At 61.7% G+C, this 20,706-nt stretch carries 16 protein-coding genes; 8 read left to right on the top strand and 8 right to left on the bottom strand.

What is annotated here, in order from left to right; translation table 11 throughout:
* Window positions 1-49: 49 nt before the first annotated feature.
* Window positions 50-2,389 carry a N,N-dimethylformamidase beta subunit family domain-containing protein gene (locus tag K359_RS52265; RefSeq protein ID WP_051346177.1) on the top strand — a complete coding sequence of 780 codons (2,340 nt, stop codon included), beginning with the start codon at window positions 50-52 and terminating at the stop codon, window positions 2,387-2,389.
* A 340-nt stretch (window positions 2,390-2,729) separates the two neighbouring features.
* Here the strand turns inward: K359_RS52265 and K359_RS52260 are convergent, their stop codons facing one another.
* Complete coding sequence (locus tag K359_RS52260) at window positions 2,730-3,548, bottom strand: IclR family transcriptional regulator C-terminal domain-containing protein (RefSeq protein ID WP_035976707.1); 819 nt, start codon at window positions 3,546-3,548, stop codon at window positions 2,730-2,732.
* 226 nt (window positions 3,549-3,774) lie between these two features.
* Here K359_RS52260 and K359_RS0117630 point away from each other — a divergent pair, with 226 nt between their 5' ends.
* The 6 genes from K359_RS0117630 to K359_RS52255 all read left to right on the top strand — a co-directional run bounded on the left by K359_RS0117630 (window position 3,775) and on the right by K359_RS52255 (window position 11,492).
* The gene (locus K359_RS0117630; RefSeq protein WP_029080534.1) at window positions 3,775-4,869 is read left to right on the top strand and encodes a PEP/pyruvate-binding domain-containing protein; all 1,095 of its coding nucleotides are present in this window, start codon (window positions 3,775-3,777) and stop codon (window positions 4,867-4,869) included.
* A 23-nt stretch (window positions 4,870-4,892) separates the two neighbouring features.
* A complete protein-coding gene (locus K359_RS0117625; RefSeq protein ID WP_029080533.1) occupies window positions 4,893-6,704 on the top strand; it encodes a PEP-utilizing enzyme in 1,812 nt (603 codons plus the stop codon).
* 13 nt (window positions 6,705-6,717) lie between these two features.
* Window positions 6,718-7,503 (top strand): SDR family NAD(P)-dependent oxidoreductase, encoded by a 786-nt coding sequence (locus K359_RS0117620; protein ID WP_035976706.1) that lies wholly within the window; start codon window positions 6,718-6,720, stop codon window positions 7,501-7,503.
* Window positions 7,504-7,519: 16 nt separating this feature from the next.
* A complete protein-coding gene (locus tag K359_RS0117615; RefSeq protein WP_029080531.1) occupies window positions 7,520-8,614 on the top strand; it encodes an aromatic ring-hydroxylating dioxygenase subunit alpha in 1,095 nt (364 codons plus the stop codon).
* Window positions 8,615-8,638: 24 nt separating this feature from the next.
* On the top strand, window positions 8,639-9,319 hold the full coding sequence (locus K359_RS0117610; RefSeq protein ID WP_029080530.1) for an HAD family hydrolase: 681 nt from the start codon (window positions 8,639-8,641) through the stop codon (window positions 9,317-9,319).
* A 532-nt stretch (window positions 9,320-9,851) separates the two neighbouring features.
* Entirely contained in the window at window positions 9,852-11,492 is a 1,641-nt protein-coding gene (locus K359_RS52255) for a cytochrome c (protein ID WP_156928542.1), read from the top strand.
* A 111-nt stretch (window positions 11,493-11,603) separates the two neighbouring features.
* Here K359_RS52255 and K359_RS0117590 read toward each other — a convergent pair whose 3' ends face one another.
* On the bottom strand, window positions 11,604-12,695 hold the full coding sequence (locus K359_RS0117590; RefSeq protein ID WP_029080529.1) for a GNAT family N-acetyltransferase: 1,092 nt from the start codon (window positions 12,693-12,695) through the stop codon (window positions 11,604-11,606).
* Between the two features lie 511 nt (window positions 12,696-13,206).
* Here K359_RS0117590 and K359_RS0117585 point away from each other — a divergent pair.
* Window positions 13,207-14,544, top strand: a complete 1,338-nt coding sequence (locus K359_RS0117585; protein ID WP_029080528.1) for an MFS transporter — start codon at window positions 13,207-13,209, stop codon at window positions 14,542-14,544.
* Between the two features lie 57 nt (window positions 14,545-14,601).
* Here K359_RS0117585 and K359_RS0117580 read toward each other — a convergent pair whose 3' ends face one another.
* From K359_RS0117580 to K359_RS0117555, 6 genes are all read right to left on the bottom strand, one after another.
* Window positions 14,602-15,378: an SDR family oxidoreductase gene (locus tag K359_RS0117580; protein ID WP_029080527.1), complete on the bottom strand. Its 777-nt coding sequence runs from the start codon at window positions 15,376-15,378 to the stop codon at window positions 14,602-14,604.
* Window positions 15,379-15,421: 43 nt separating this feature from the next.
* Window positions 15,422-16,624 (bottom strand): CaiB/BaiF CoA-transferase family protein, encoded by a 1,203-nt coding sequence (locus K359_RS0117575; protein ID WP_029080526.1) that lies wholly within the window; start codon window positions 16,622-16,624, stop codon window positions 15,422-15,424.
* Window positions 16,625-16,681: 57 nt separating this feature from the next.
* Window positions 16,682-17,644 (bottom strand): 3-hydroxyacyl-CoA dehydrogenase NAD-binding domain-containing protein, encoded by a 963-nt coding sequence (locus tag K359_RS0117570; protein ID WP_035976705.1) that lies wholly within the window; start codon window positions 17,642-17,644, stop codon window positions 16,682-16,684.
* Window positions 17,645-17,651: 7 nt separating this feature from the next.
* Window positions 17,652-18,413 carry an acetoacetate decarboxylase gene (locus K359_RS0117565; protein WP_029080524.1) on the bottom strand — a complete coding sequence of 254 codons (762 nt, stop codon included), beginning with the start codon at window positions 18,411-18,413 and terminating at the stop codon, window positions 17,652-17,654.
* Window positions 18,414-18,568: 155 nt separating this feature from the next.
* Complete coding sequence (locus K359_RS0117560; protein WP_029080523.1) at window positions 18,569-18,991, bottom strand: phasin family protein; 423 nt, start codon at window positions 18,989-18,991, stop codon at window positions 18,569-18,571.
* A 56-nt stretch (window positions 18,992-19,047) separates the two neighbouring features.
* A complete protein-coding gene (locus K359_RS0117555) occupies window positions 19,048-20,694 on the bottom strand; it encodes a fatty acid--CoA ligase (protein WP_029080522.1) in 1,647 nt (548 codons plus the stop codon).
* Window positions 20,695-20,706: the final 12 nt, after the last annotated feature.

Genomic DNA, 20,706 nt, shown 5'->3' with positions numbered 1-20,706 from the left:
TGGGTGGGGCACGAGCCTCGTTCAGCTTCTCGATTGGAAACTCGGCACCATGGCGCAGATCAAAATATTCGGCTATGCAGACAAGATCTCGGTGAAGCCCGGCGACACCATACAATTTCATGTCAGTGCCGACGGCGTGTCCACCGCTGAAGCTCATCTCGTGCGCTTGATCCATGGCGACGAGCATCCGCATGGTCCGGGATTCATCGAGGAGGAAATCGACTGCGTCGCCAACGGCACCTGGTGGGTCGAGAAGCAGTTCACGCAGGTCGGATCCTTCCTCGAGGTCGCCGACCCCGACCGCAAGCTCGCGCTGGATGGCAGCATCACGCTTTGTGCATTCATCTGGCCGACGTGGCCGGATGTCGGGCATCGTCAATGTCTGCTCGGCCGCTGGGACAATGACAAGAATCACGGCTACGGCCTCGGCATCAATCCGAGCGGCAGGCTGGAGTTCTGGGTCGGGAGCGGGAACGAGGTCGACTATCTGCAAGCGGAGCTGCCGTTGCAGAAGCAGGCCTGGTATTTCGTCGCGGCCACCTTCGATGCGCGAAGCGGTCGCGCCACCCTGTACCAGGAAGGAGTCGTGAACCGCTACAATAGCCTGCTCAGCAAGGTCGCGCCGGTCGAATATCGCTCGCATGTGTCGGAGGTGTTTCGGTTCCGGCAGAACAACCTGGCCGGTACGCCGTTCCTCGTAGCCGGCTCGCGCGACTGGCACGCGCTCCGCGGCCATTTCGTGTCGCAGCTCTACTGCGGGAAACTCGATCGCTGCGGTGTTTTCGATCGCCCGTTGGGTCGCGAGGAGCTCGACGCGATCCGCTCGAGCGGGCAGCCTCCATCATACGGCATGGTGGCATATTGGGACACCACAAAGGGTTACACCGATCACGGCATCGGCGATGTCGTGGTCGACATCGGACCACACCGCCTCGATGCGAACGGCTACAACAGGCCGGTGCGCGCACAGACCGGCTACAACTGGAACGGCCGCAACGACTGCTTCCGTCTCGCCCCGCATGAATACGGCGGCATCGAATTCCATGCTGACGCGATGATCGACAGCAACTGGAAAGTCACAAAGACGCTCGAGCTGCCCGAAACGCTGCGCAGCGGCGCGTACGCGATGAGGGTACGCGGCGGCGACGGCAAGGGCCTGGCCGAGGAATACATCGTCTTCTTCGTCCGGCCGCGCGTGCCGACCGGTCGCATCGCTCTGCTGTTCTCCACGGCAACCTATATCGCCTATGCCAACGAGCGCTTCGCGACCGACGGCCACATCGTGCAGCCGATGGCCGGTCAGCCGCCGACGATCTCCGAGGTCGACATCGAAATCTACGAAAATCCGGAATTCGGCGGCGGCTGCTACGACTCGCATGCAGATGGCGCCGGCATCTGCTACTCGAGCTACCATCGCCCGATGGTCAACATGCGACCGAAATACCGAATCTCCGCGTTCGACCTGCCCTGGAATTTTCCTGCTGATCTCTCGATCCTGGCGTGGCTTGAGCACAAGGGATACGACTACGACGTTTTGACCGATGAAGATGTTCATCTGGAGGGTGTCGCCGCAATGGCCCCCTATGCATGCATCCTCAATTCCACGCATCCGGAATATCATTCCGAGCGTATGCTCGATGCGCACGAGGACTATATCGCCGGTGGCGGACGATTCATCTGCATGGGTGCGAACAGCTTCTGCTGCAATGTGGCGTTTCGCGACGACGAACCGTGGATCATGGAGTGTCGCAAGACCGGAGGACACTGGATAGCCTGGGCGGCACGGCCGGGCGAATATTACCTCGCCACAACGGGGCAGATGGGCGGAATCTGGACCGGCTTCCAGCGCTGGGGGCAGAAGCTGGTCGGCAACACGTTTGCCGGCGAGGGCTTCGCTCATAGCCAGCCTTACCGGCGGATGCCGGATAGCTATGATCCCGCGCTGGCCTGGATCACCGAGGGGATCGAGGGCGAGATCATCGGCGATTTCGGCCTGGGCAACGGCGGCGCGGCGGGCATCGAGATCGACTGCTACAAACTGGGGTTCGGCACACCGCCCAACACCAAAATCATCGCATCCTCGGGCGGTCACCCCGACAACTACATCGCCCACGACGAGGAGGGGGCGCACGCGCATCAGGGTTTCAGCGGGACGCACAACTACATCCTGCGGGCCGATATGGTGTACTTCGAGGCGCCGAACAACGGTGCGGTGTTTGCAACCGGATCCATCGCATTCGGGAGTGCCCTGCCCATCGACGGATTCGAGAACAATGTCTCGCAGCTTCTGGGCAACGTTGTGAATGCGTTCGTCAAGCCGGGACCATTGCCGGGCTCGTCGAACAGACCCATGCAGAATACGGAAAGACTTGAACGAGTTAGTCTCTAGATCGAGCCCAATCCTGCTCACGTGGCGAGGTGTCGAGCCCAGGATCTCGGCAGTGTCCAGAGATGACCGACGCAGAGCGCGCGCAATTGGGTCGATTGTCATTTCTAGGAAGGCCCGGAATGATTGACTTGCATTGCGCGCCGGATATCGCGCGCAGATCCATTGGTACAGGTCGACCTCGCGCGCCTCGTAGATTTGGATATTGGGTCGAGCAAATCGGACAATCTACGAACAGCAGTCAATCCCTATGTTTCTGCGAGCCCCATAAGCAGACGTCGCGTTTCAGGTCCGCTGATCACTCTGAACAGAGTTCAGCGAGGGCTCAGGGCCGGGAGTGTTTTCAAGCGAATAGAATCACGCTGTCATTCGCTTTGCTGATGGACCGAGCGGCTTCATTCAACTGCGGGAGAAAGCGTTCGATAATGACGGGCACAGTGGCGACCCTGGCGATCCATGTGAGATTGATGCATCCAACGACTTCGTCGCCGGCATAGACTGGAACAGCGATGGAATTCCGGCCGTCGTTTGCCTGACTTCTTGGAAGGTCATAGTGACCGCCAAAATCCCGATCGCGAGCGCCGTATCCGCGAGCACGTACGTCGGCGAGCACCTTGTCAAGCTTGGCCGTGTTGTGCGCGAGCGCATCACCCGGACGGCCACTTTTCCGCAAACGCGCAAGAATTGCCGCTCTTTCCTTTGGCGAACAAAACGCGAGGTAGCATCGCCCCGAGGCTGAGCGCAGCATGTTCACGTTGAACGAGCCAACCGGGTTTGGAGAGATAATATAATCAAAATCGGACATAGGTCGGTTGGATTCAATAGTCACCATATGATCGAGCCGCGGACTCAGCAAAGCTGATGGCCAGCGAACACGCTTGCAGAGGTCCGCCAAAATCGGTGCCGCGACTTCTGCAAGATGGGTTTCCTCGTCAAATACTCTTGCTCGCTTTGAAAATGTATAGCTCGGGACATAAGCGCCATCAGCGATCCGCTGCCAAATCAGTTCACTCCCGACCAGAGTTTTGAGAATTCGCAGCAATGTCGCCTTTGGCAGCCTCGTAGCCAGATGCAGATCATTCAGGCTTACAGCCTTCGACTCTTGAATAATCCGCAGGACGTCTAACCCTCGATCCAAGGCGCGTATTGTTTTTGTGCTCATGCGGTAGGCCGAGATGTTTGCCCCAGTAAAAGCCGGATCTCCTGGTGGGGACCGCGCTGGTTGCCGCCGCGCGCTACCCGCCGCAAAGCCCGTGTTTGGACCGGAACCCTTTACCCCTGATAACACGATTTCACTTGGTGAAACAGAGGTAGAGTCAACCAAACAAACGTTCTGAAAGGTGTAAGAGTCGCTCTAACGAGACAAAAACGGCTGGAAGCGCATCAAGATGGGTGTCCAAGACAGCGACCAATACGTGATCGCATTCGAGCAGGCGTCAAACCGCGACGTTTCGCTCATCGGTGGAAAGTGCGCCGGGCTTGCTTCACTTATAGTAGCTGGCGCGACAGTACCGCCTGGTTTTGCAGTGACAACTCGGGCTTACCTTGAAACGCTGGCCGCGCGTAAGCTCGGGTACGAGATTCAAACGCGTGTCGAAGCGGTCCCCTCGAACGATGTCGGAGCGCAAGCCAAGATCGCGAGCGAAATCCGGGAACTGATCAGGTCGGAAGCAATTCCCGGCCGCATCGCCGACGCAATTCGATTTGGCTATGACAAGCTCTGCGCCCGGGGCGGCGGCGATTTGCCGGTGGCTGTGCGCTCTTCCGGCACCTCCGAAGACATGCCTGACGCCAGTTTCGCGGGCCAGGGCGACACGTATTTATGGACGGTTGGTGCAAACGCCGTCGTCGATCGGATTCGGGACTGTTGGGCGAGCTTGTTCACTGCGCGCGCGATGGCGTATCGCGGTAAACATAATCTCCTCCATCTCGATCAGGCCATGGCCGTTGGGGTTCAGCAAATGGTCGACGCCCGCGCTGCCGGCGTCGCCATGAGTCTCGATCCCTCGAATGGCGACCGGTCCAAGATTGTCATCGAATCCGTCTGGGGATTGGGCGAGCCACTGGTCTCCGGCTTAACGACGCCGGATTACTTCGTCGTGGACAAGGTCTTGCTGGAGCCCGTCAAGCGGGTCGTTGCCAGCAAGCCCACTGAACTCGTGGCCGATATCGCCAATCAAACGACCGTCTTACGTGAGGTGGAGGAAGCCCGGCGGAACGTGGCGAGCCTCACCGAAGCGCAAATCCGTGCCGTCGCACGTATCGTCAAAGCGCTCGATCGGTCCTTCGGTGCGCCGCAGGATGTCGAATGGGCAATCGATCCGCAAAGGACCGAAGATGAGGGCGTCGTCCTGCTTCAGTGCCGACCGGAGACGGTGTGGAGCCGAAAAGCATGTAGCCCGGTTCTGTCCAAAAGCTACGCGCCCGGAATTGAGGGCGTGCTGAGCACCTTGATGGCGCCTTTGGCATCGCGGCGACAATGATCATAAAAAACGGGGGAGACAACATGAACGCGCAGGCAAAATTCCCAAGTCCTTACGAGCTCAAGGCGCCAAAAGGCGCCGAGGGTTGGCGTGATCTCTATCCGTATTACGCGTTGTTTCAGGAGGAACGGAAGGACGGCGACGAAAAGCAGTTTTGGTTCTGCGACGCCCAGCACTGGCCGACACCATTCCGGCCGTTCGACACCATCATGGCGGACTATGCGGTCAAGTGCCTGGGTCAATACAACACGCGTCACCTCCTTGTGCCTCCGGCCAATGGCGTCGACTACCGGATACACAATGGTTATCTCTATTTGAGCCCGATCGCGGTCGCGCCCGAGAAGATTCCCGAACGCGTACCGCATTTTCTGGAACGCGCTGGCTTCTATTTTCAGAACTGGAACAAGCTGCTGGATAACTGGCACGTCAAGGTGCGCGGGGTCATCGATGCGTTGGAAGCGCTCCGATACGAACAATTGCCGGACATGGTCCCGAAAGAATGGGTGTTTGAAGGGCGTGGCCTCGACAACACGTACTACTTGATGGAAAATTACGAATCCGCGTTGCAGCTTTGTTACAAGGCCTGGCAGTATCATTTCGAGTTTCTCAATCTGGGTTACGCGGCTTATCTCGATTTCTTTGGTTTCTGCAAAGAGCAATTCCCCAGTATTCCGGATCAAGCCATCGCCCGGATGGTTCAGGGCATCGACGTTGATCTGTTTCGGCCCGACGACGAACTGAAGAAGCTTGCCCATTTGGCTATCGAAACCGGCGTTGACACTGCGCTGATGAGCGGCTCTGTTGAACAGGCTCTTGGTGCGGTCGCCGCACTCCCCAAGGGCAAACAGTGGTTTGAAGCCTGGACTGCTGCGCAGAATCCGTGGTTCAACTTCACCTCGGGGAACGGCTTCTACTCATCCGACAAATATTGGATCGAGCACCTTGATATTCCGCTCGGGTACTTACGGAACTACATCGTTCAACTCAGGAAAGGCGTCACGATCGAGCGACCGACGGCGCAAGTGGCCGCCGAGCGCGAGCGTATTACGAAGGAATATGCGGAGCTTTTGAACAATGAGGTGCGGCCGGTTTTCGAACAAAAGCTCGGACTTGCACGCACGGTTTTCCCTTACGTCGAAAATCACAACTTCTACATAGAGCATTGGTCGCTTGGCGTATTCTGGCGAAAGATGCGGGAACTGAACCGGCTCTTCATCACGGCCGGCTTTTGGTCGGACCCGGAAGGGATGTTCTTTCTAAGCCGCAACGAAGTCAGGGACGCGCTGTGGGACTACTGCTCCGCCTGGGCGGTGGGAGGCGCCCCGACTGGACCCCATTTTTGGCCGCAGCGGATTGCGCAGCGGAGAAAGACCATGGATGCCCTGGCCCAACATCGGCCCGAACCGGCTCTCAACCAGCCGCCTGAGGTCGTGACCGAGCCTTTCACAATCATGCTGTGGGGCATCACCACCGACCGCATTTCCGTCTGGTTGAAAGGTCCGACCAATAGCTCGCGGCTCGAGGGAATGGGGGCGTCGCCTGGGGTCGTTGAAGGTCTGGCGCGCGTTATTCGCTCGCCCGACGAACTCGATCAGATCCAGGACGGCGAGATTCTCGTCGCACCAGTCACGGCGCCCAGTTGGGCCCCGGTTTTCAGCAAGATCAGCGCCACCGTAACCGACATCGGCGGGATGATGTCGCATGCGGCCATCGTGTGCCGCGAATATGGACTTCCCGCCGTTACTGCGACCGGCTCGGCGAGCGCGGTGATCAAAACCGGCCAAAGACTGCGAGTCGATGGCACCGCCGGCACGGTCGAAGTGCTGGCGAACTGAGTAGAGAACCGTGATGAATGCCGCCGTCCCAGCGCTTGATTTTCACGGCCGTACGATCCTGATCACCGGCGCTGCGGGTGGGCTTGGGCTGGCGTTCGCGGAAGCATTTGCAGCGGCGGGCGCGGACCTTGTGCTCGGGGATATCGCCGCGGATGCGATGGAGGGCGTCGCTGACGGCCTAGCGAACCGCTATCGCGGGCAGCGCATCGTCGGCTTGCCGCTCGACGTGACGCAGGAGGAAAGCACCAAGCGATTTGCCCAGGAGGCCGCGCATGCGGTGTCCGGCCGCGAGCGTATCGACGTGCTCGTCAACAACGCGGCGATTTACGCCGGGTTAACCCGTGCCGGCTTCCACGAACTCGACCCGACGGAATGGGATCGCGTGATGACGGTGAACCTGAAGGGGCCTTTTCTAATGGCTCGCGCGGTGCGGCCATGGATGCTCAAGTCAGGCGGGCATATCGTCAACCTCGCGTCGGCCACGGTCTTTAGCGGCACGCAACTGTGGGCACATTACGTCGCCAGTAAGGGCGGCGTGATCGCCTTGACGCGCGTACTCGCCACCGAGCTCGGCCCCCACGGCATCACCGTCAACGCGATCGCGCCGGGAATTACGCTCACGGATGCCAGTCTTGGCTTGATCCCGGATGCGGCGAACTACGGCGCGCAGCGTGGCGCGATCCGGCGTGCGGCCATGCCCGACGACGTGGTCGGCGCAGCACTGTACCTCGCTTCGCCCCTGGCCGCGTTCGTCACCGGGCAAACGCTTGTCGTCGACGGTGGCAAGCAATTCATCTAATAAGGAGGATTCTTCCATGATGCAGATCGAGACTCACGTCGACCGCTTCGTCCGCAATTGCTGGTATGTTGCCGGTTGGGCAGACGAGATTTCAGCCGACAATGTCCTTGAGCGAACGTTGCTCGGCGAGTCGATCGTTTTCTATCGCGCAGCGGATGGCCGGATCGTTGCGCTTGAGAATCGCTGTTGTCACCGTGGCGCGCCGTTGCACGCAGGTCGACGAGAGGGTGACAGCCTGCGCTGCCCTTATCACGGTATGCTCTTCAACGCGGAGGGCCAATGTACCGAAATCCCGGGACAGGAAATGATTCCGCAGCGCGCTTGCGTGCGCAGCTATCAAGTGATCGAGCGTGACGAATTGATCTGGATTTGGATGGGCGAACCGGCGAAGGCCGACCCCGGCAGAATCATCCGCTTTGAGTGGCACACCGATCAGGCATGGCGCAAGAAGCGCTCCTACTTGCACTATCAAGCCCCGTATACGCTCATCGTCGACAATTTGCTCGACTTCTCGCACCTGACCTATGTCCACAGCACGACGATCGGAACGCCCAGCACGGCGTCGACGCGTGCGCAGGTCGAGCCGATCGACGGCGGCCTCAAGATCACGCGCCGTTATTACAACGACCAGATCCAGGCAAACCGAAGCAGCATCGCCACGTTCCAGGGGCCGGCCGATCGTTGGCAAATCTACGAATGGTTCGCGCCGTCGTTTGTGCGCTTGTACACCGGCTCTGCGCCCGCCGGCACCGGCGCACATGAGGGGCGGCTGGTACCCGAGGCCATGCAGTACCGGCACTGCTCGGTCCAGACACCGGAAACGTCGACCAGCACCCATTACTGGTTCACGCATGCGGCGAACTTCAAGACGGAAACCTCGGAAGCGATCGACGTCGTGTTCGACGGCGTGAGCCGCGCCTTCAAGGAGGACAAGGACATCATCGAAGTGCAGCAGAAGGCGCTGCAGAGCGGCCGGCCCTTCCAGCCGATGAACATCGCGCATGACCAGGCATTGGTGCTGGCGCGGCGGCTGATCCAGCGGCTGCTCGATGAGGAGGCGCGCCCAGACGAGCAGAAACCCGCGTCAGCGGCATTCGAGCTTGCTCAGTAACCGTGCTCGCCCAGGATTGTGTCAATGACTTCGCCTGAAGTACCGATCGCGCTTGTACTGGACTACGGTGGCGTCATCTGCCGAACCACCTTCGAACGTCAGCCTCAAATCGAGCGCAAGCTCGGCCTCGCACCCGGCACCTTGCGCTGGCGCGGTCCGTTTGATCCCGACAACGACGAGCTATGGCGCGACATGCTCGCCGACCGGATTAGCGAGCGGGAATATTGGCACCGGCGCGCCGCTGAAGTCGGTCGCCTGGTCGGCGAGGAGTGGACCAGCCCGCGCATGATGATGGCCCCTGCGCCGAACGATCCGATCGACGCCACGACGCGCCCAGAAGCGCTCGCCGCGGTGCGCGCCGTCCGTGACGCCGGGCGGAAAGTCGGCGTATTGTCGAACGAGCTTGACCTGTTCAACGGTCCCGGCTTCGGGGCCAAACTATTTATCTTGAAGCTTATGCACGCAATCGTAGATGCTACGTATACGGGCATCCTGAAGCCAGACCGGCGCGCATATCAGGCTGCGGCGGATGCGCTCGGTGCGCCAATTGAACGCTGCCTGATGGTCGATGACCAGCCGCGCAATATCGCTGGTGCACTCGCCGCCGGTATGCAAGCTGAGTGGTTCGATGTCACGCGGCCGGCGGAAACGTACGCGCGTGTGCTCGCGCGGCTGGGTATCGACGCGGCGGAGAGCGTTGGCTGAGCACAAGCGAACCCGGCAAAAATCGAAGAGCGCGCGGCGGAGGTACTTTCTCGGCTTGCGCAGACAGATCGCATGAGGCCGCAACTCACGAAGCGGAACCGTGCCCCTGAAAGGGCGGACAAAAGAACACGATCTAAGCTTTGTTGCACCAGGTGCCGATGTTGCCGCCCTTCAGGAGTCACCCTCGCAGACCTCGTTGTGAACATGGTGACTGCGTGGATAGCGAGGCGTAGGCTTTTGCCGGAGGCGAAAACCCATTTTCGGCCGTAGTTCAACGGTGGATTTTTGGCCCAGAAAGTCGAAAATGCTTATCTTTCAACGGGGGTTGACTGACACTCTCTCCGCCAGCCGGCTGGATGTCCTCCAAAATGGGCGCTTTCTACAGTTCTTTCCACGCGTCATCGCGAACGGGTCATGACGCCACTGCGCCAAGCCAAGCTTGAGCTGAGTGATCGCTGCGGCCATTATCCGCAATGGGAGCAGCCGGACGCGTTCGTTGATCTCGGCACGTCATGACGGGAGCCATGCGGCCATGAGACGGCGCTCATTTGTCCTTGCAGCTATCGCCGTCGCGCTGGCAGGTGCTTCATTGCTTTGGGCGACGGCGCGTACGACGACCGAATCGCTTTCCCGCCCTTCGGTTTCGGCCTCCGCTACCGCGGAGGCAAGAGGAGCTGCGGCATTTGAGGGCGCAGGCTTCGGTGGAATAAGCCTGGACGCGCTGCAAACGCATGCGTTGCCCTGGCGGCTCGTCGCTGCCGCTCTGGTGCTCGACGCCCAGGCGCGCGATAGAAGTGCGCCGTTGGCGCGATCGACCCTGGATGCGACACTTGCGGGCTTTGGCTTTTTTCCTGGCGCCGAGGTCGCCAATCGCCCCCTCGGCGTCTTGAAAAGCTCCAGTGAATTGCCGCTTGGATTTTCCTACGGCGATCTGGCTCCGCTCGCCGGGACAAAAATCCGCGTGGCCAATCTCGGTTGCGCGGCATGCCACGCCGGCGTCACCTACGGAGCGGACGGAACGCCTGATCCGCACCGGACATGGCTTGGCATGCCCAATACCTCCCTTGATCTCGAGGCCTACACACTCGCGGTCTTCCGTGCCACGCGCAACGCGACCAAACACCCCGAACAGCTGATTGCCGCCATCGACGTCTTGTTTCCGGATATGGGCTGGGGCGAAAAACAAAGCCTGCGCTGGTTTGTGCTGCCACTGGTCGAGCGGCGTATTGCCGATCTCGGCGACATCGAAAAGCCGCTACCGTTTCCGAACGGCACGCCGGGCAGCACCAATGGCGTTGCCGCGCTCAAATTTGCGCTCGGCGTTCCCCTCGCCGGCCATGGCGCCGGCGATGCAGGGGTCGTTTCGATTCCCGACCTCGGCAGTCGGGTATGGCGGACGAACCTGCTTGCGGACGGAGCCTATGCCGTGCCCGGCCCGGCGCGTCAGATGCCGATGACGGCAAGCGGGCTCGACGATCCGCATCTGAAGTCGCTTGCGATGATCATGACTTTCTTTACCGTGCCGAGCATGGGCGTCCATCCCGATGCCGCTCTCGGCAATATTGCAGAGGCCGTCGACGTGATGGCCTTCCTCAAGAGTTACAGGCCACAGCCATTCCCCGGCGCCATCGACAGGGATCGGGCCGAACACGGTCGTCAGCTTTATGCCACGCAGTGCGCTGCTTGCCATGGACGGTACGATGCGAACCTGACCCCGCGCCTCGTCGAATTTCCCAACTGGATCGGCGATGTCGGCACCGACGGATTGCGCGCCAAACTATTCGATGAGCCGCTCGCAGCGGCAATCAACCGGACCGGCTATGGATCGAAGATCGCGGTGGCCCGCGGAGGCAACTATGCGGCCCCTCCGCTGACCGGCATCTGGGCCTCAGCGCCCTATCTGCATAATGGTTCGGTGCCGACGCTCGCTTCGCTGCTGTCTCCGGATACACGACCCCGGCGATTCAATGTCGGCGGTCATGCGCTTGATTTCGAGCAAGTAGGGCTCAAGCTCGACGGGGCCGGCAACTATCCCGGCGGTTACAAACCTTTCTCGATGCCGGCCTTGATAGACACGGCGACGCCAGGCAGGAGCAATAGTGGGCATCGCTTCGGAGAGAAGCTCGATACAGGCGACAAGCGCGACCTTATCGAGTATCTGAAACTGCTCTAGCTTTTGTTTTGACGCGTTTTCTTCACGCGAACCGGGGGGCCATCCCGGATCAAGTCCGGGACAGGCTTTCGCTCGAAAACGCTCTGGTTCAGACCGTCACATCGTCGCGGGTCATGACAATCCCTTGCGAAACAGGTGCAGGCGCTGCAACGGGCGCGCACCCAAACGCTCCATTTGGCGAAGACTCGCAGCGTTTACGTCGCTGATCCAGGTGACGCCAAGCGATTCGTAGCCGGCATCCTTCAGGGCCGTCACCGTGCGGGCCAGCATCGCGCCCATCACGCCCTGCCCATGAAGATCGGGGATTACCGAATAGAAGATGATGACCGCGCGGCGGCGTCGCAACCGATAGCGCAGATAATGAAACGGCGTCAGCAGACCGATCCGCGATCGCGTGGCGGCAAGCAAGCCGTTGAGGTCCGGAATGCACACGATCGTTCCGACGGGACGGCCGTTCTTCAACAGCACCGAAGACAGACGGGGATCGAGGATCGACATCATCTCGCCGGCCTGAAACTGGAATTCGTCCGGTGTCAGCGGCACGAACATGGGATTTTTATCGAAGCCGCCGTTGAGCACCAGACGCGCCTGCTCCATCCGTTCCGGAAAGCTGCGCCGTTCGATCGGCGCGAAGCTGAATCCGGCGGAAGGGTCGAGCGCGCGCGTCTGTGGCGCCACGGTCCGGATATCGAGTTCGAAGGTCGTCATCGGAAAGAACGGTTCGAAGCCGTTGGCCGCAAGCAAGGCCGGAACGTGCGGCGGATTGACGACCATGTCCGTATAGGCGCGCGCACCGAACCCGTCGGTCACGACACCGGCTTGCTGCATGGCCGTCAGGTTGAAATTCCCAACCAGTTCCGTCTCGCCAGCCTGGCGGGCAAACGAGGCGGCAGCGTCGAGCAAGGCAGCCGCAGCCTCCGCGTCGTCGGCGCAGTCAAAGAATCCGAACTGGGCTCGATTGGTCCCGTCTCGCGTATTCGATTGGCCATGAACGTGCGCGATGATGCGCCCGACCGGGCGACCGTGCCGGTGTGCGGTCCAGAAGCGAAACGGATTGCCCGACAGCCAGAGCGGGTTCGCCTTGGCATCGAGCATGCGCAGGATATCGCCGCGTAACGGAGATACGTAACCATCGCCGGGGCGATAGGCGTGAAACGGCGCTTCGAAGAACGCCCGGCTGTCTCCAACGCGAAGTTCGATCATTTTGCACTCGCCACGATCAGCCGCGACTCGATGTCGGGTTCCGGATCGAGCCCATCGTGTAGCAAACGATCTTCATTCCCAGGTTAACTTGAGCCCCAAAACTCCTCACGGCATTGAGGCGCAAACGCGGGAGGCGAAGCCACACCTTTCGGGCCGCCGTTCAAACGGTAGGTTGGGGCCCAGAAGGGTCGAATTGATCGAGCCTTTGCCCATCGCAGCGCAGCGCGCTCAAGCCGAGCTGGCCTCGCGGCTGGCGGCCGTCAGACGTGCTAGGATCGAGAGCGAGCTGAAGGCAGTCACGCGCTGCCCGCGACGTGTCGCCGTGACCCCGGGCCGCGCGGCCGGCCTAAAGCCGTTGATTGCTAATCAATCAAGCAACTGTTAGAATAACAAGAATGTGAATTCCGCCGCGTCGCAACACGATGGAAGCGGCGTCGACCCGCACGTCCAGGCAAATCCATTCTCAACTGGGGCGCAGACTCCAGGCGAATGCCAACCAGGGGAGTGACGAATGTCCATAGGCACGACGAGCGTCGACAGCATTCACAGCCAGGGGCAGAGCGGTGCTCTCGCGCAGCTCTATTCGAAGATCGGCTGGCGCATCCTGCCATTCCTGATGTTGTGCTACGTCGTCGCGTTTCTCGACCGCATCAACATCGGCTACGCCCAGCTCCAGATGAAGCAGACGCTGACCTTCAGCGATGCGACCTACGGTTTCGGAGCGGGAATCTTCTTCGTCGGCTACTTCCTTTTCGAGGTGCCGAGCAACCTGCTGCTGGAGCGCATCGGCGTCCGCAAGACCCTGCTTCGCATCATGTTCACATGGGGCATCGTCGCGGTCGCCATGGCCTTCGTGAAAACACCCACGCAATTCTATGTCGCGCGCTTCCTGCTCGGCGTGCTCGAAGCCGGCTTCTTCCCGGGTATCATCCTCTACCTGACCTACTGGTATCCCTCGGCCCGCCGCGGTCAGATCATCGCGATGTTCATGACCGCGACGGCGATCGCTTCGGTGATCGCCGGTCCGCTGTCCGGCGCGACGATGAAGTATCTCAACGATATCGATGGCTGGCATGGCTGGCAGTGGCTGTTCATCTCGCAAGGATTGCCTGCTTCGATCCTCGGCCTCGTCGCCTATTTCTATCTTCCTGATAGACCCGATGACGCGAAGTGGCTGACCGCCGACGACAAGGCCAAAGTCCGCTACCAGCTCGATCATGATCACAAGGACGTCGAGTCCTCGTCTCACGCTAACTTCTGGCAGATGATTAGGGATCCGAAGGTCTATGGCCTGGCGTTCACTTATTTCCTGCTGCTGGGTGCGAGCTACACGATGGTGTTCTGGATCCCCTCGCTCATCAAGAGCTGGGGCGTCGCCGACCTGTTCCAGGTCGGACTGCTGGCCACCCTGCCGCAGATCGCGGGCATCATCGGCACCGTGCTGATGGGGCGCCACTCCGACAAGACGCGCGAGCGGCGCTGGCACTATGTTGCCTGCGTCGTGGTCGCGGCGCTGGGACTGATGACTATCACTTTCTCCCACGGCAATCTGCTGGCCTCGGTGATTGGTCTGACGCTGGCGGGACTGGGCTTCGTCTCCGCGACGCCGCTGTTTTTCACCACGACCACCGAGTACCTGTCCAAGGCCAGCGCCGCGGGAGGCATCGCGCTGATCAGCAGCCTCGGCAATCTCGGTCCGGCAGTTGCCCCGTCGGTGACCGGCTACATCACGGCGGAAACCGGCAGTTCGCTCTATAGCACCTACCTGATCGTGACGGCCTATCTCCTCTCCGGCCTGCTGCTGCTGGCCATCGTCAAGGTGGCGAATCCAAACGACGACAAATCCTGACAACGGGAAGGGCGGGACGCCGCTGGCGTCCCGCCCTTCCCGTTCCGTCAGGCAAGCCTACGCGGTCGTGGCAAGTCCGCCGTCGACCGGGATCACCGCGCCACACACGAAGCTGCTGGCGCGCGACGCCAGGTACAGCGCAATTCCCGCCATATCCTCCGGCGCCCCCATGCGCTTCATCGGAGCGTCGTCAACGACCTGACGGGAGCCGTGTTCGTCGATCGCATCGGTCATCTTGGATGGGAAATAGCCGGGCGCGATCGCGTTGACCGCGATGTGCTTCGGCGCGAGGAATTTGGCCATGATGCGGGTGAGGTGATTGACCCCCGCCTTCGACGCGGCATACGAGTAGGCTTCGAGATGCGTGGTGCGGATGCCCTCGATCGAGCCGATATTGATGACCCGCGAATAGGCCTTCTCGGAGCCTGCCGCTTCCAACAGATCGAGCAACTTCTGCGTCAGGAAGAAGACCGACTTGACGTTGAGGTCCATGACCTTGTCCCAGCCGTTCTCCGGAAATTCATGGAATTGCGCGCCCCAGCTCGCGCCGGCGTTGTTGACGAGGATGTCCAGCTTCTTTTCACGCTTGCGCAGTTCGGCGGCGAACCGTTCGATCTCGTCCATCCGCGACAGATCGGCCGGAATGGCGATGCATTCGCCATGTTTGGACAGTTCCTCGGCCAGCGCCATGCAGGCGTCGGGCTTGCGCGCGGTGATATAAACCTTGGCGCCGTTTTCGACATAGGCGCGGGCGATCATCTCCCCCAGGCCGCGGCTGCCGCCGGTCACCACCGCGATTTTGCCCTTCACGGAAAACAGCTCTTCGATCTTCATGCGTCGCTCCTGAAAACTGAAACGTCCCTGGCGTCGATCGCCGTCAGCCGACGGCACCCGCCGCGCGCATCTGTGCGATCGCCGCCGCGTCGAAACCGGCTTCCTTCAGCACGTCGTCGGTGTGTTGCCCGACCGAGGGCGGCATCCGGGGCTGCACCTTATCCACGCCGCGCAGCGAGATCGGGCTGTCGATGGTGCGGGTCTCGCTTCCGGCAAACGGCACAAGGATGTCGTTGTCGAGCAGTTGCTGGTCGGTCGGAATGTCCTCGGGCGTCGCCACCACGTCGAACACGATGCCGGCTGCGGTCAGGCGCTTGCGGAATTCCGCGCGGTCGTGCTTCTCGAACTCCTTGTCGAGCAGCGCGATCAGCTCCTTCGAGCGGGTCAGGCGGTCCACCTTCTTGGCAAAGCGCGGATCTTCGATCAGGTCCTCGCGGTCGAGGCACTTCATGAAGTCCGGCCACTGCTTCTCCTCGTTGAGGATGGTGAGGATCAGCCAGCGGCCGTCGCGGCACCTGTAATAGTTCGTCAGCGCATTGAAGGCGACTTCGCGCGCTGGGCGGTCGGTGAAGGTCGCGCCGCACAGCGCGGCCTGCGCGTTATACCCGTTGGCCCACAGTCCGTTGGCGACAAGGGATGAGCTGACCTCGGTCCCCTTGCCGGTGAGCTGGCGCTGGTACAGCGCCATCACGATGCCTGAGAACAGCGTGAATCCCGCGGAATGATCGCCCATGCCGTTGGCCGGACGCACTGGCACGGATTGCGACGAGGCGCGCACCGTATCCATCAGGCCGGAGCGCGCCCACCATGCGGTGACGTCGAAGCCGGGCTTGGTCGCCTCGGCGCCCTTGTCGCCGTAGCCGGAAAACGAGGCGTAGACCAGCCGGTCGTTCAGCCCGGCCAAGGCCTCGTAGCCGATGCCGAGCTTCTTGCGCGCGGAAGCAGGATAGTTGGTGATGAAGACGTCAGCCTGCGAGGCGAGGCGCTGGATCACGACGCGGCCCTCGGGCTTGGCCATGTCGACGGCGAGGCTGCGCTTGTTGCGCGAGCCCAGCATCCACGCATAGTTCTGGTCGCTTCGGGGATGGCCCGGCAATTTGGTGAGATGGCGGTAGGGATCGCCCGAACCAGGCGGTTCGATCTTGATGACGTCAGCGCCGAAGTCGGACAGGACCGTGGCCGCCGCCGGCGCCGCAATGAAGCTGCCGCAATCGATCACCTTGAGGCCTTCGAACAAAAGTCCCATCTTGTTCCTCCCTGGTTCGCGTCCCGCTTTGCCCGGATGACGCGATTGCATCGCGCACTACTGGTCGGTCGCGACCGATCGCAGCGCCCGGATGATCGCGAGCTGCTTGGCGTCGCGCTCGCCTTCCAGCTGCTCCGCCGGGCGTGCCGCGAACGAGGCTTCCGCCTGAGCGATGATCTTGTCCTGCGCCGCCTCGTTCAGATCGACCGGCGCCATGTTCTTCCAGGCCTCGTTGAGGCCGGGGCCGAACTGCTTGAAGAACGACCTGAAGCCGCCGGCGCCGCCGCCGAGATGGAACGAGCGGAACGGGCCGTCGGCGGCCCAGCGCAGGCCGATCGAACTGGTGACGATGTCGTCGAGCTCGTCCACCTTCACGACGCCCTGGATCACGAGATAGCAGCACTCGCGGAAGATCGCGCGCTGCAGGCGGTTGGCGACGAAGCCCGGCATCTCCTTGCGCACGACGCGCGGCACCTTGCCGAGCGCGGCGTAGAAGGCGACGGCGTCGGCGACCGCGTCCTCGCTGGTTTTCTCGCCGGGCACGACCTCGACCAACGGGATCAGGTGCGGCGGATTGAAGGGATGGCCGACCAATAATCGCTCCGGCCGCGAGCACTTCAGCGCCTGTTCCGTCGCCGTCTTGGCCGAGCTCGAAGACAGCAGCAGGGCCGTGTCGCCGACGACCTTGCTGATGCGCGCCCACAGATCCTGCTTGAACTCGATCCGCTCCGGGCCGTTCTCCTGCACCAGGTCGGCGCTGGCGACCGCGGCTTCGAGATCGGCTTCGAACCGCAGCTTCGCCTCGAGGTTCGCGGTCGGAAGTCCGAGCGCCTCCAAGGTCGACAGATTGTTGCGGATGTAGTCGCGGACGAACGCATCCACGTCGGGGCGCGGATCGTTGACGACGACCTCCAATCCGTGCGCCAGGAACACCGCCGTCCAGGACGCGCCGATCACGCCGGCGCCGATGATCGCGGTCTTGCGGTAGCGGTTGAGGATGTCCTGCTGGGCGTTGGGCATGATGGCCTTACTCCCTCACTGCGGCTGGCGCAGTGTCGGTCAGATAGTCGTAGATGACCGCGGCCGGCGACAGGGTGAGATCGGTGAGAATGTGGGTGGCGGATATGATCTCGCGCACCGGCAAATCGGCCAGCGGGGCGAGCACGTGCTCGAACAGCTGCAGGCGCGCCGGGCCCCGCCACGCGCCCTTGACTTCGATATTGGTGATCTGCGTGCGCACCAGTTCGCAGATGCGCGGCCGCTTGGTGTAGCTCGGCAGGATCTTGAGCATGTAGGTCGGAACGCAGATTTCCTGCCGCGCCTTTTCCAAATCGTAGGGCTTGTGCTTGTAGCCCATTGTGGCACGCGCCACGCTCAGCACGCCGTAGTCCAGCGTGCCGACCAGCGTGTCGGAATCGACGAACAGTTTCGCCGAGCCAAGCTTCTTCGGAAACGCGCTGAGCTCGCGGCCGGCGGCGATCGCCGGCAGATTGTCGAGATACATCCCGATGATGTACTCGCCCTTCTCCTCACCGTGACGCACCACGGCGGCCTGGCCGCATTCGACATAGGAGCCGTAGCCGGTGGTGTCAGGCATGTTCATCACCTCGAAGCGGACCAGCGGCTCGTCGACCTCGAGTGGCTCCGGCACCTGCCTCACCAGTGCTTCGCGGTCCGTGCGATAGGTGATGTTGAGATATTCGCGCGAGGTGAAGCGATGGGGGCCAGGAACGAAGGCCGGCGCGCCGGTCGGGGTGGTGTACTGCCTGAGAACGTCTTCCTTTTTCATGGTGATGTCCGCTCCTGAGTTCCGGTGCGTCAGCTGGCGCCGACCGTGTCTCGCGTTGCTGTCTTCCATCCCGGCACGAAGATCGGCCAGATTTGTCGCTGAGTCCATCCGGTCGAGCCGCCCGTGTCGGCTGGCCCGAAGTGCAACATCGGAAATCAGGCCTTCCTGCTCTCGATCGCCGCGCGCGCCTCGGCGATGCTTTCACGGATCCGGTTCATGATGATGGCCGACGCCCCGGCACCCGACTTCTGCACCAGCTCGGCAATGTCCTTGGTGCTCTTGACCACCGCGTCGAAGGCGCGCCGCGCCAGCTCAGCTTGCTTGGCCGCAATTTCCTGCGGCGATCCCTGCGGCTTGAATTCGGCGATCAGCTCGCGGCTCTGGCGCGTCACGTCGGTGAGAATGTCCTGCTGCAGTGCGAGCAGCGCGCGACCGTCCTGCGAGAGCGCGAGCGCCGATGCCTGCACCGCCTCGACGTTCTTGCGATGGGTCTCCAGCAGCGCGTCGTAATCGATCTTCGGCAGGTTGAACTGCTTGCCGATCTCGGCAAACATATCCATGAGCGTCTTCTCGGCCATCGTTCCCTCCTTGCGATCGGTGTTTTTGCTGCGTTGCGTCAGGCCGATCTGCGACCTCAGCCGTCGCCGTATTTTGCCCGCAGTGCCTTCTTGTCGATCTTGCCGACACTGGTCTTGTCGAGCGCGTCGACGAACAGGATGCGGTCCGGAATAGCGAAGCGGGAGATTACGCCCTTGTCGGCATAGCTCTTGACGTGAGCCTGCACCGCGCTCTTCTCGACGCTGTCGGCGGAACCCGTCACCAGGATCGCCAGCGGACGCTCGCCCCATTTCGGGTCGGCGACGCCGATGATCGCCGCCTCCTTGAGGCCGGGCATGTGCATCAGGATATCCTCCAGCTCGATCGACGAAATCCATTCGCCGCCGGTCTTGATGACGTCCTTCATGCGGTCGGTGATCTGGACCACGCCATGGGCCGACATGGTGCCGATGTCGCCGGTGTGGAGATAGCCGCCTTCCCAGAGCTTCTCGGAAGCGGAGGGGTTGCCGAGGTAACCCATGGTCAGCCAGGGCGCGCGGACCACGATCTCGCCGGAGGTCTTGCCGTCGTGCGGGACGTCCTTCATCGCGTCGTCGACAACGCGGAGATCGACGAGCGGCACGGGCGTGCCGGTCTTGGTCCGCAGCTCGGCCTCCGCGTCGGGATTGCCGGTCAATTCATCCTCGCGCAGTTGCGCGATGGTCAGGATCGGGCCGGATTCCGACATGCCGTAGCCGGCGAAAATGTCGATGCCGCGCTGTATCGCAGCCTTGGCCAGCGCTTTCGACAGCGCCGAGCCGCCGATCACCATCTTCAGCTTCGACAGGTCGACGTCGTTGCTGTTCGGCGCCGACAGCAGCATCTGGAGAATGGTCGGCACGCAATGGCTGAAGGTCACGCCCTCGGTCTTGATGAGCTCGAGCAGCAGGTCGGGCTGATAGCGGCCCGGATACACCTGCTTCACGCCGGCGGCGGTCGCGGCGTAGGGCAGCCCCCAGCCATGGACGTGGAACATCGGCGTGATCGGCATGTAGACGTCTTCGCGGTGGAAGCGGCCTTGCCGGGCCGGCGAGCCGAAGCCGACCAGGTCGATCAACGTGTGCAGGACGAGCTGACGATGGCTGAAATAGACGCCTTTCGGAACGCCGGTCGTGCCGGTCGTATAGAACATCGTGGCACGCGTGTTCTCGTCGAAATCCTGGAACGCGAAATCGGGCGACGTCTTTGCCAGCAATTCCTCGTAGCGACCGGCGACCTTGCCGGCCGTGGCGGGGAAGCTGCCGTCATCGGAGATCAGGATGATGCTCTCGACGGATTCCAGCTTGTCGCGCAGCTGCTCGACAAGCGGCAGAAACTCGACATTGACGAGCAGCAGCTTGGGCCGCGCATGGTTGAGCGTGAACAGCACCTGCTCCGGCGACAGGCGAATGTTGACCGTCTGCAAGGTCGCGCCCAGCATCGGGATCGCGAAATAGCACTCCAGATAACGCGGGCTGTCCCAATCCAGCACGCCGACAACGTCGCCGCGCACGACGCCTTGCGCAGTCAGGGCACCCGCCAGCCGGCCGATCCGTTCCTGAAGGTCGCGGTAGGTGTAGCGACTGATGTCGCGATAGACGATCTCCTGGTCTGCCGCTTGCGTCATCGGAGCGTGGAGCAGGTGCTTGATCAGCAGCGGGTACTTGTAGGCTGATGGCGTATGCTCGATCAGGAAATCGGACATGATGCTCTCCCG

The organism is Bradyrhizobium sp. th-b2 (genome assembly GCF_000426785.1).
Classification (GTDB): Bacteria; Pseudomonadota; Alphaproteobacteria; order Rhizobiales; family Xanthobacteraceae; genus Bradyrhizobium; species Bradyrhizobium septentrionale.
This window is presented reverse-complemented; position numbering and strand designations above follow the sequence as displayed.

Coding starts and splice junctions, on each gene's coding strand:
- K359_RS52255 (WP_156928542.1), top strand. CDS start 9,852: ATGAGACGGCGCTCATTTGTCCTTGCAGCTATCGCCGTCGCGCTGGCA.
- K359_RS0117560 (WP_029080523.1), bottom strand. CDS start 18,991: ATGGCCGAGAAGACGCTCATGGATATGTTTGCCGAGATCGGCAAGCAG.
- K359_RS0117610 (WP_029080530.1), top strand. CDS start 8,639: ATGACTTCGCCTGAAGTACCGATCGCGCTTGTACTGGACTACGGTGGC.
- K359_RS0117585 (WP_029080528.1), top strand. CDS start 13,207: ATGTCCATAGGCACGACGAGCGTCGACAGCATTCACAGCCAGGGGCAG.
- K359_RS0117555 (WP_029080522.1), bottom strand. CDS start 20,694: ATGTCCGATTTCCTGATCGAGCATACGCCATCAGCCTACAAGTACCCG.
- K359_RS0117630 (WP_029080534.1), top strand. CDS start 3,775: ATGGGTGTCCAAGACAGCGACCAATACGTGATCGCATTCGAGCAGGCG.
- K359_RS52265 (WP_051346177.1), top strand. CDS start 50: ATGGCGCAGATCAAAATATTCGGCTATGCAGACAAGATCTCGGTGAAG.
- K359_RS0117570 (WP_035976705.1), bottom strand. CDS start 17,644: ATGCCCAACGCCCAGCAGGACATCCTCAACCGCTACCGCAAGACCGCG.
- K359_RS0117620 (WP_035976706.1), top strand. CDS start 6,718: ATGAATGCCGCCGTCCCAGCGCTTGATTTTCACGGCCGTACGATCCTG.
- K359_RS0117565 (WP_029080524.1), bottom strand. CDS start 18,413: ATGAAAAAGGAAGACGTTCTCAGGCAGTACACCACCCCGACCGGCGCG.
- K359_RS52260 (WP_035976707.1), bottom strand. CDS start 3,548: ATGAGCACAAAAACAATACGCGCCTTGGATCGAGGGTTAGACGTCCTG.
- K359_RS0117625 (WP_029080533.1), top strand. CDS start 4,893: ATGAACGCGCAGGCAAAATTCCCAAGTCCTTACGAGCTCAAGGCGCCA.
- K359_RS0117615 (WP_029080531.1), top strand. CDS start 7,520: ATGATGCAGATCGAGACTCACGTCGACCGCTTCGTCCGCAATTGCTGG.
- K359_RS0117580 (WP_029080527.1), bottom strand. CDS start 15,378: ATGAAGATCGAAGAGCTGTTTTCCGTGAAGGGCAAAATCGCGGTGGTG.
- K359_RS0117590 (WP_029080529.1), bottom strand. CDS start 12,695: ATGATCGAACTTCGCGTTGGAGACAGCCGGGCGTTCTTCGAAGCGCCG.
- K359_RS0117575 (WP_029080526.1), bottom strand. CDS start 16,624: ATGGGACTTTTGTTCGAAGGCCTCAAGGTGATCGATTGCGGCAGCTTC.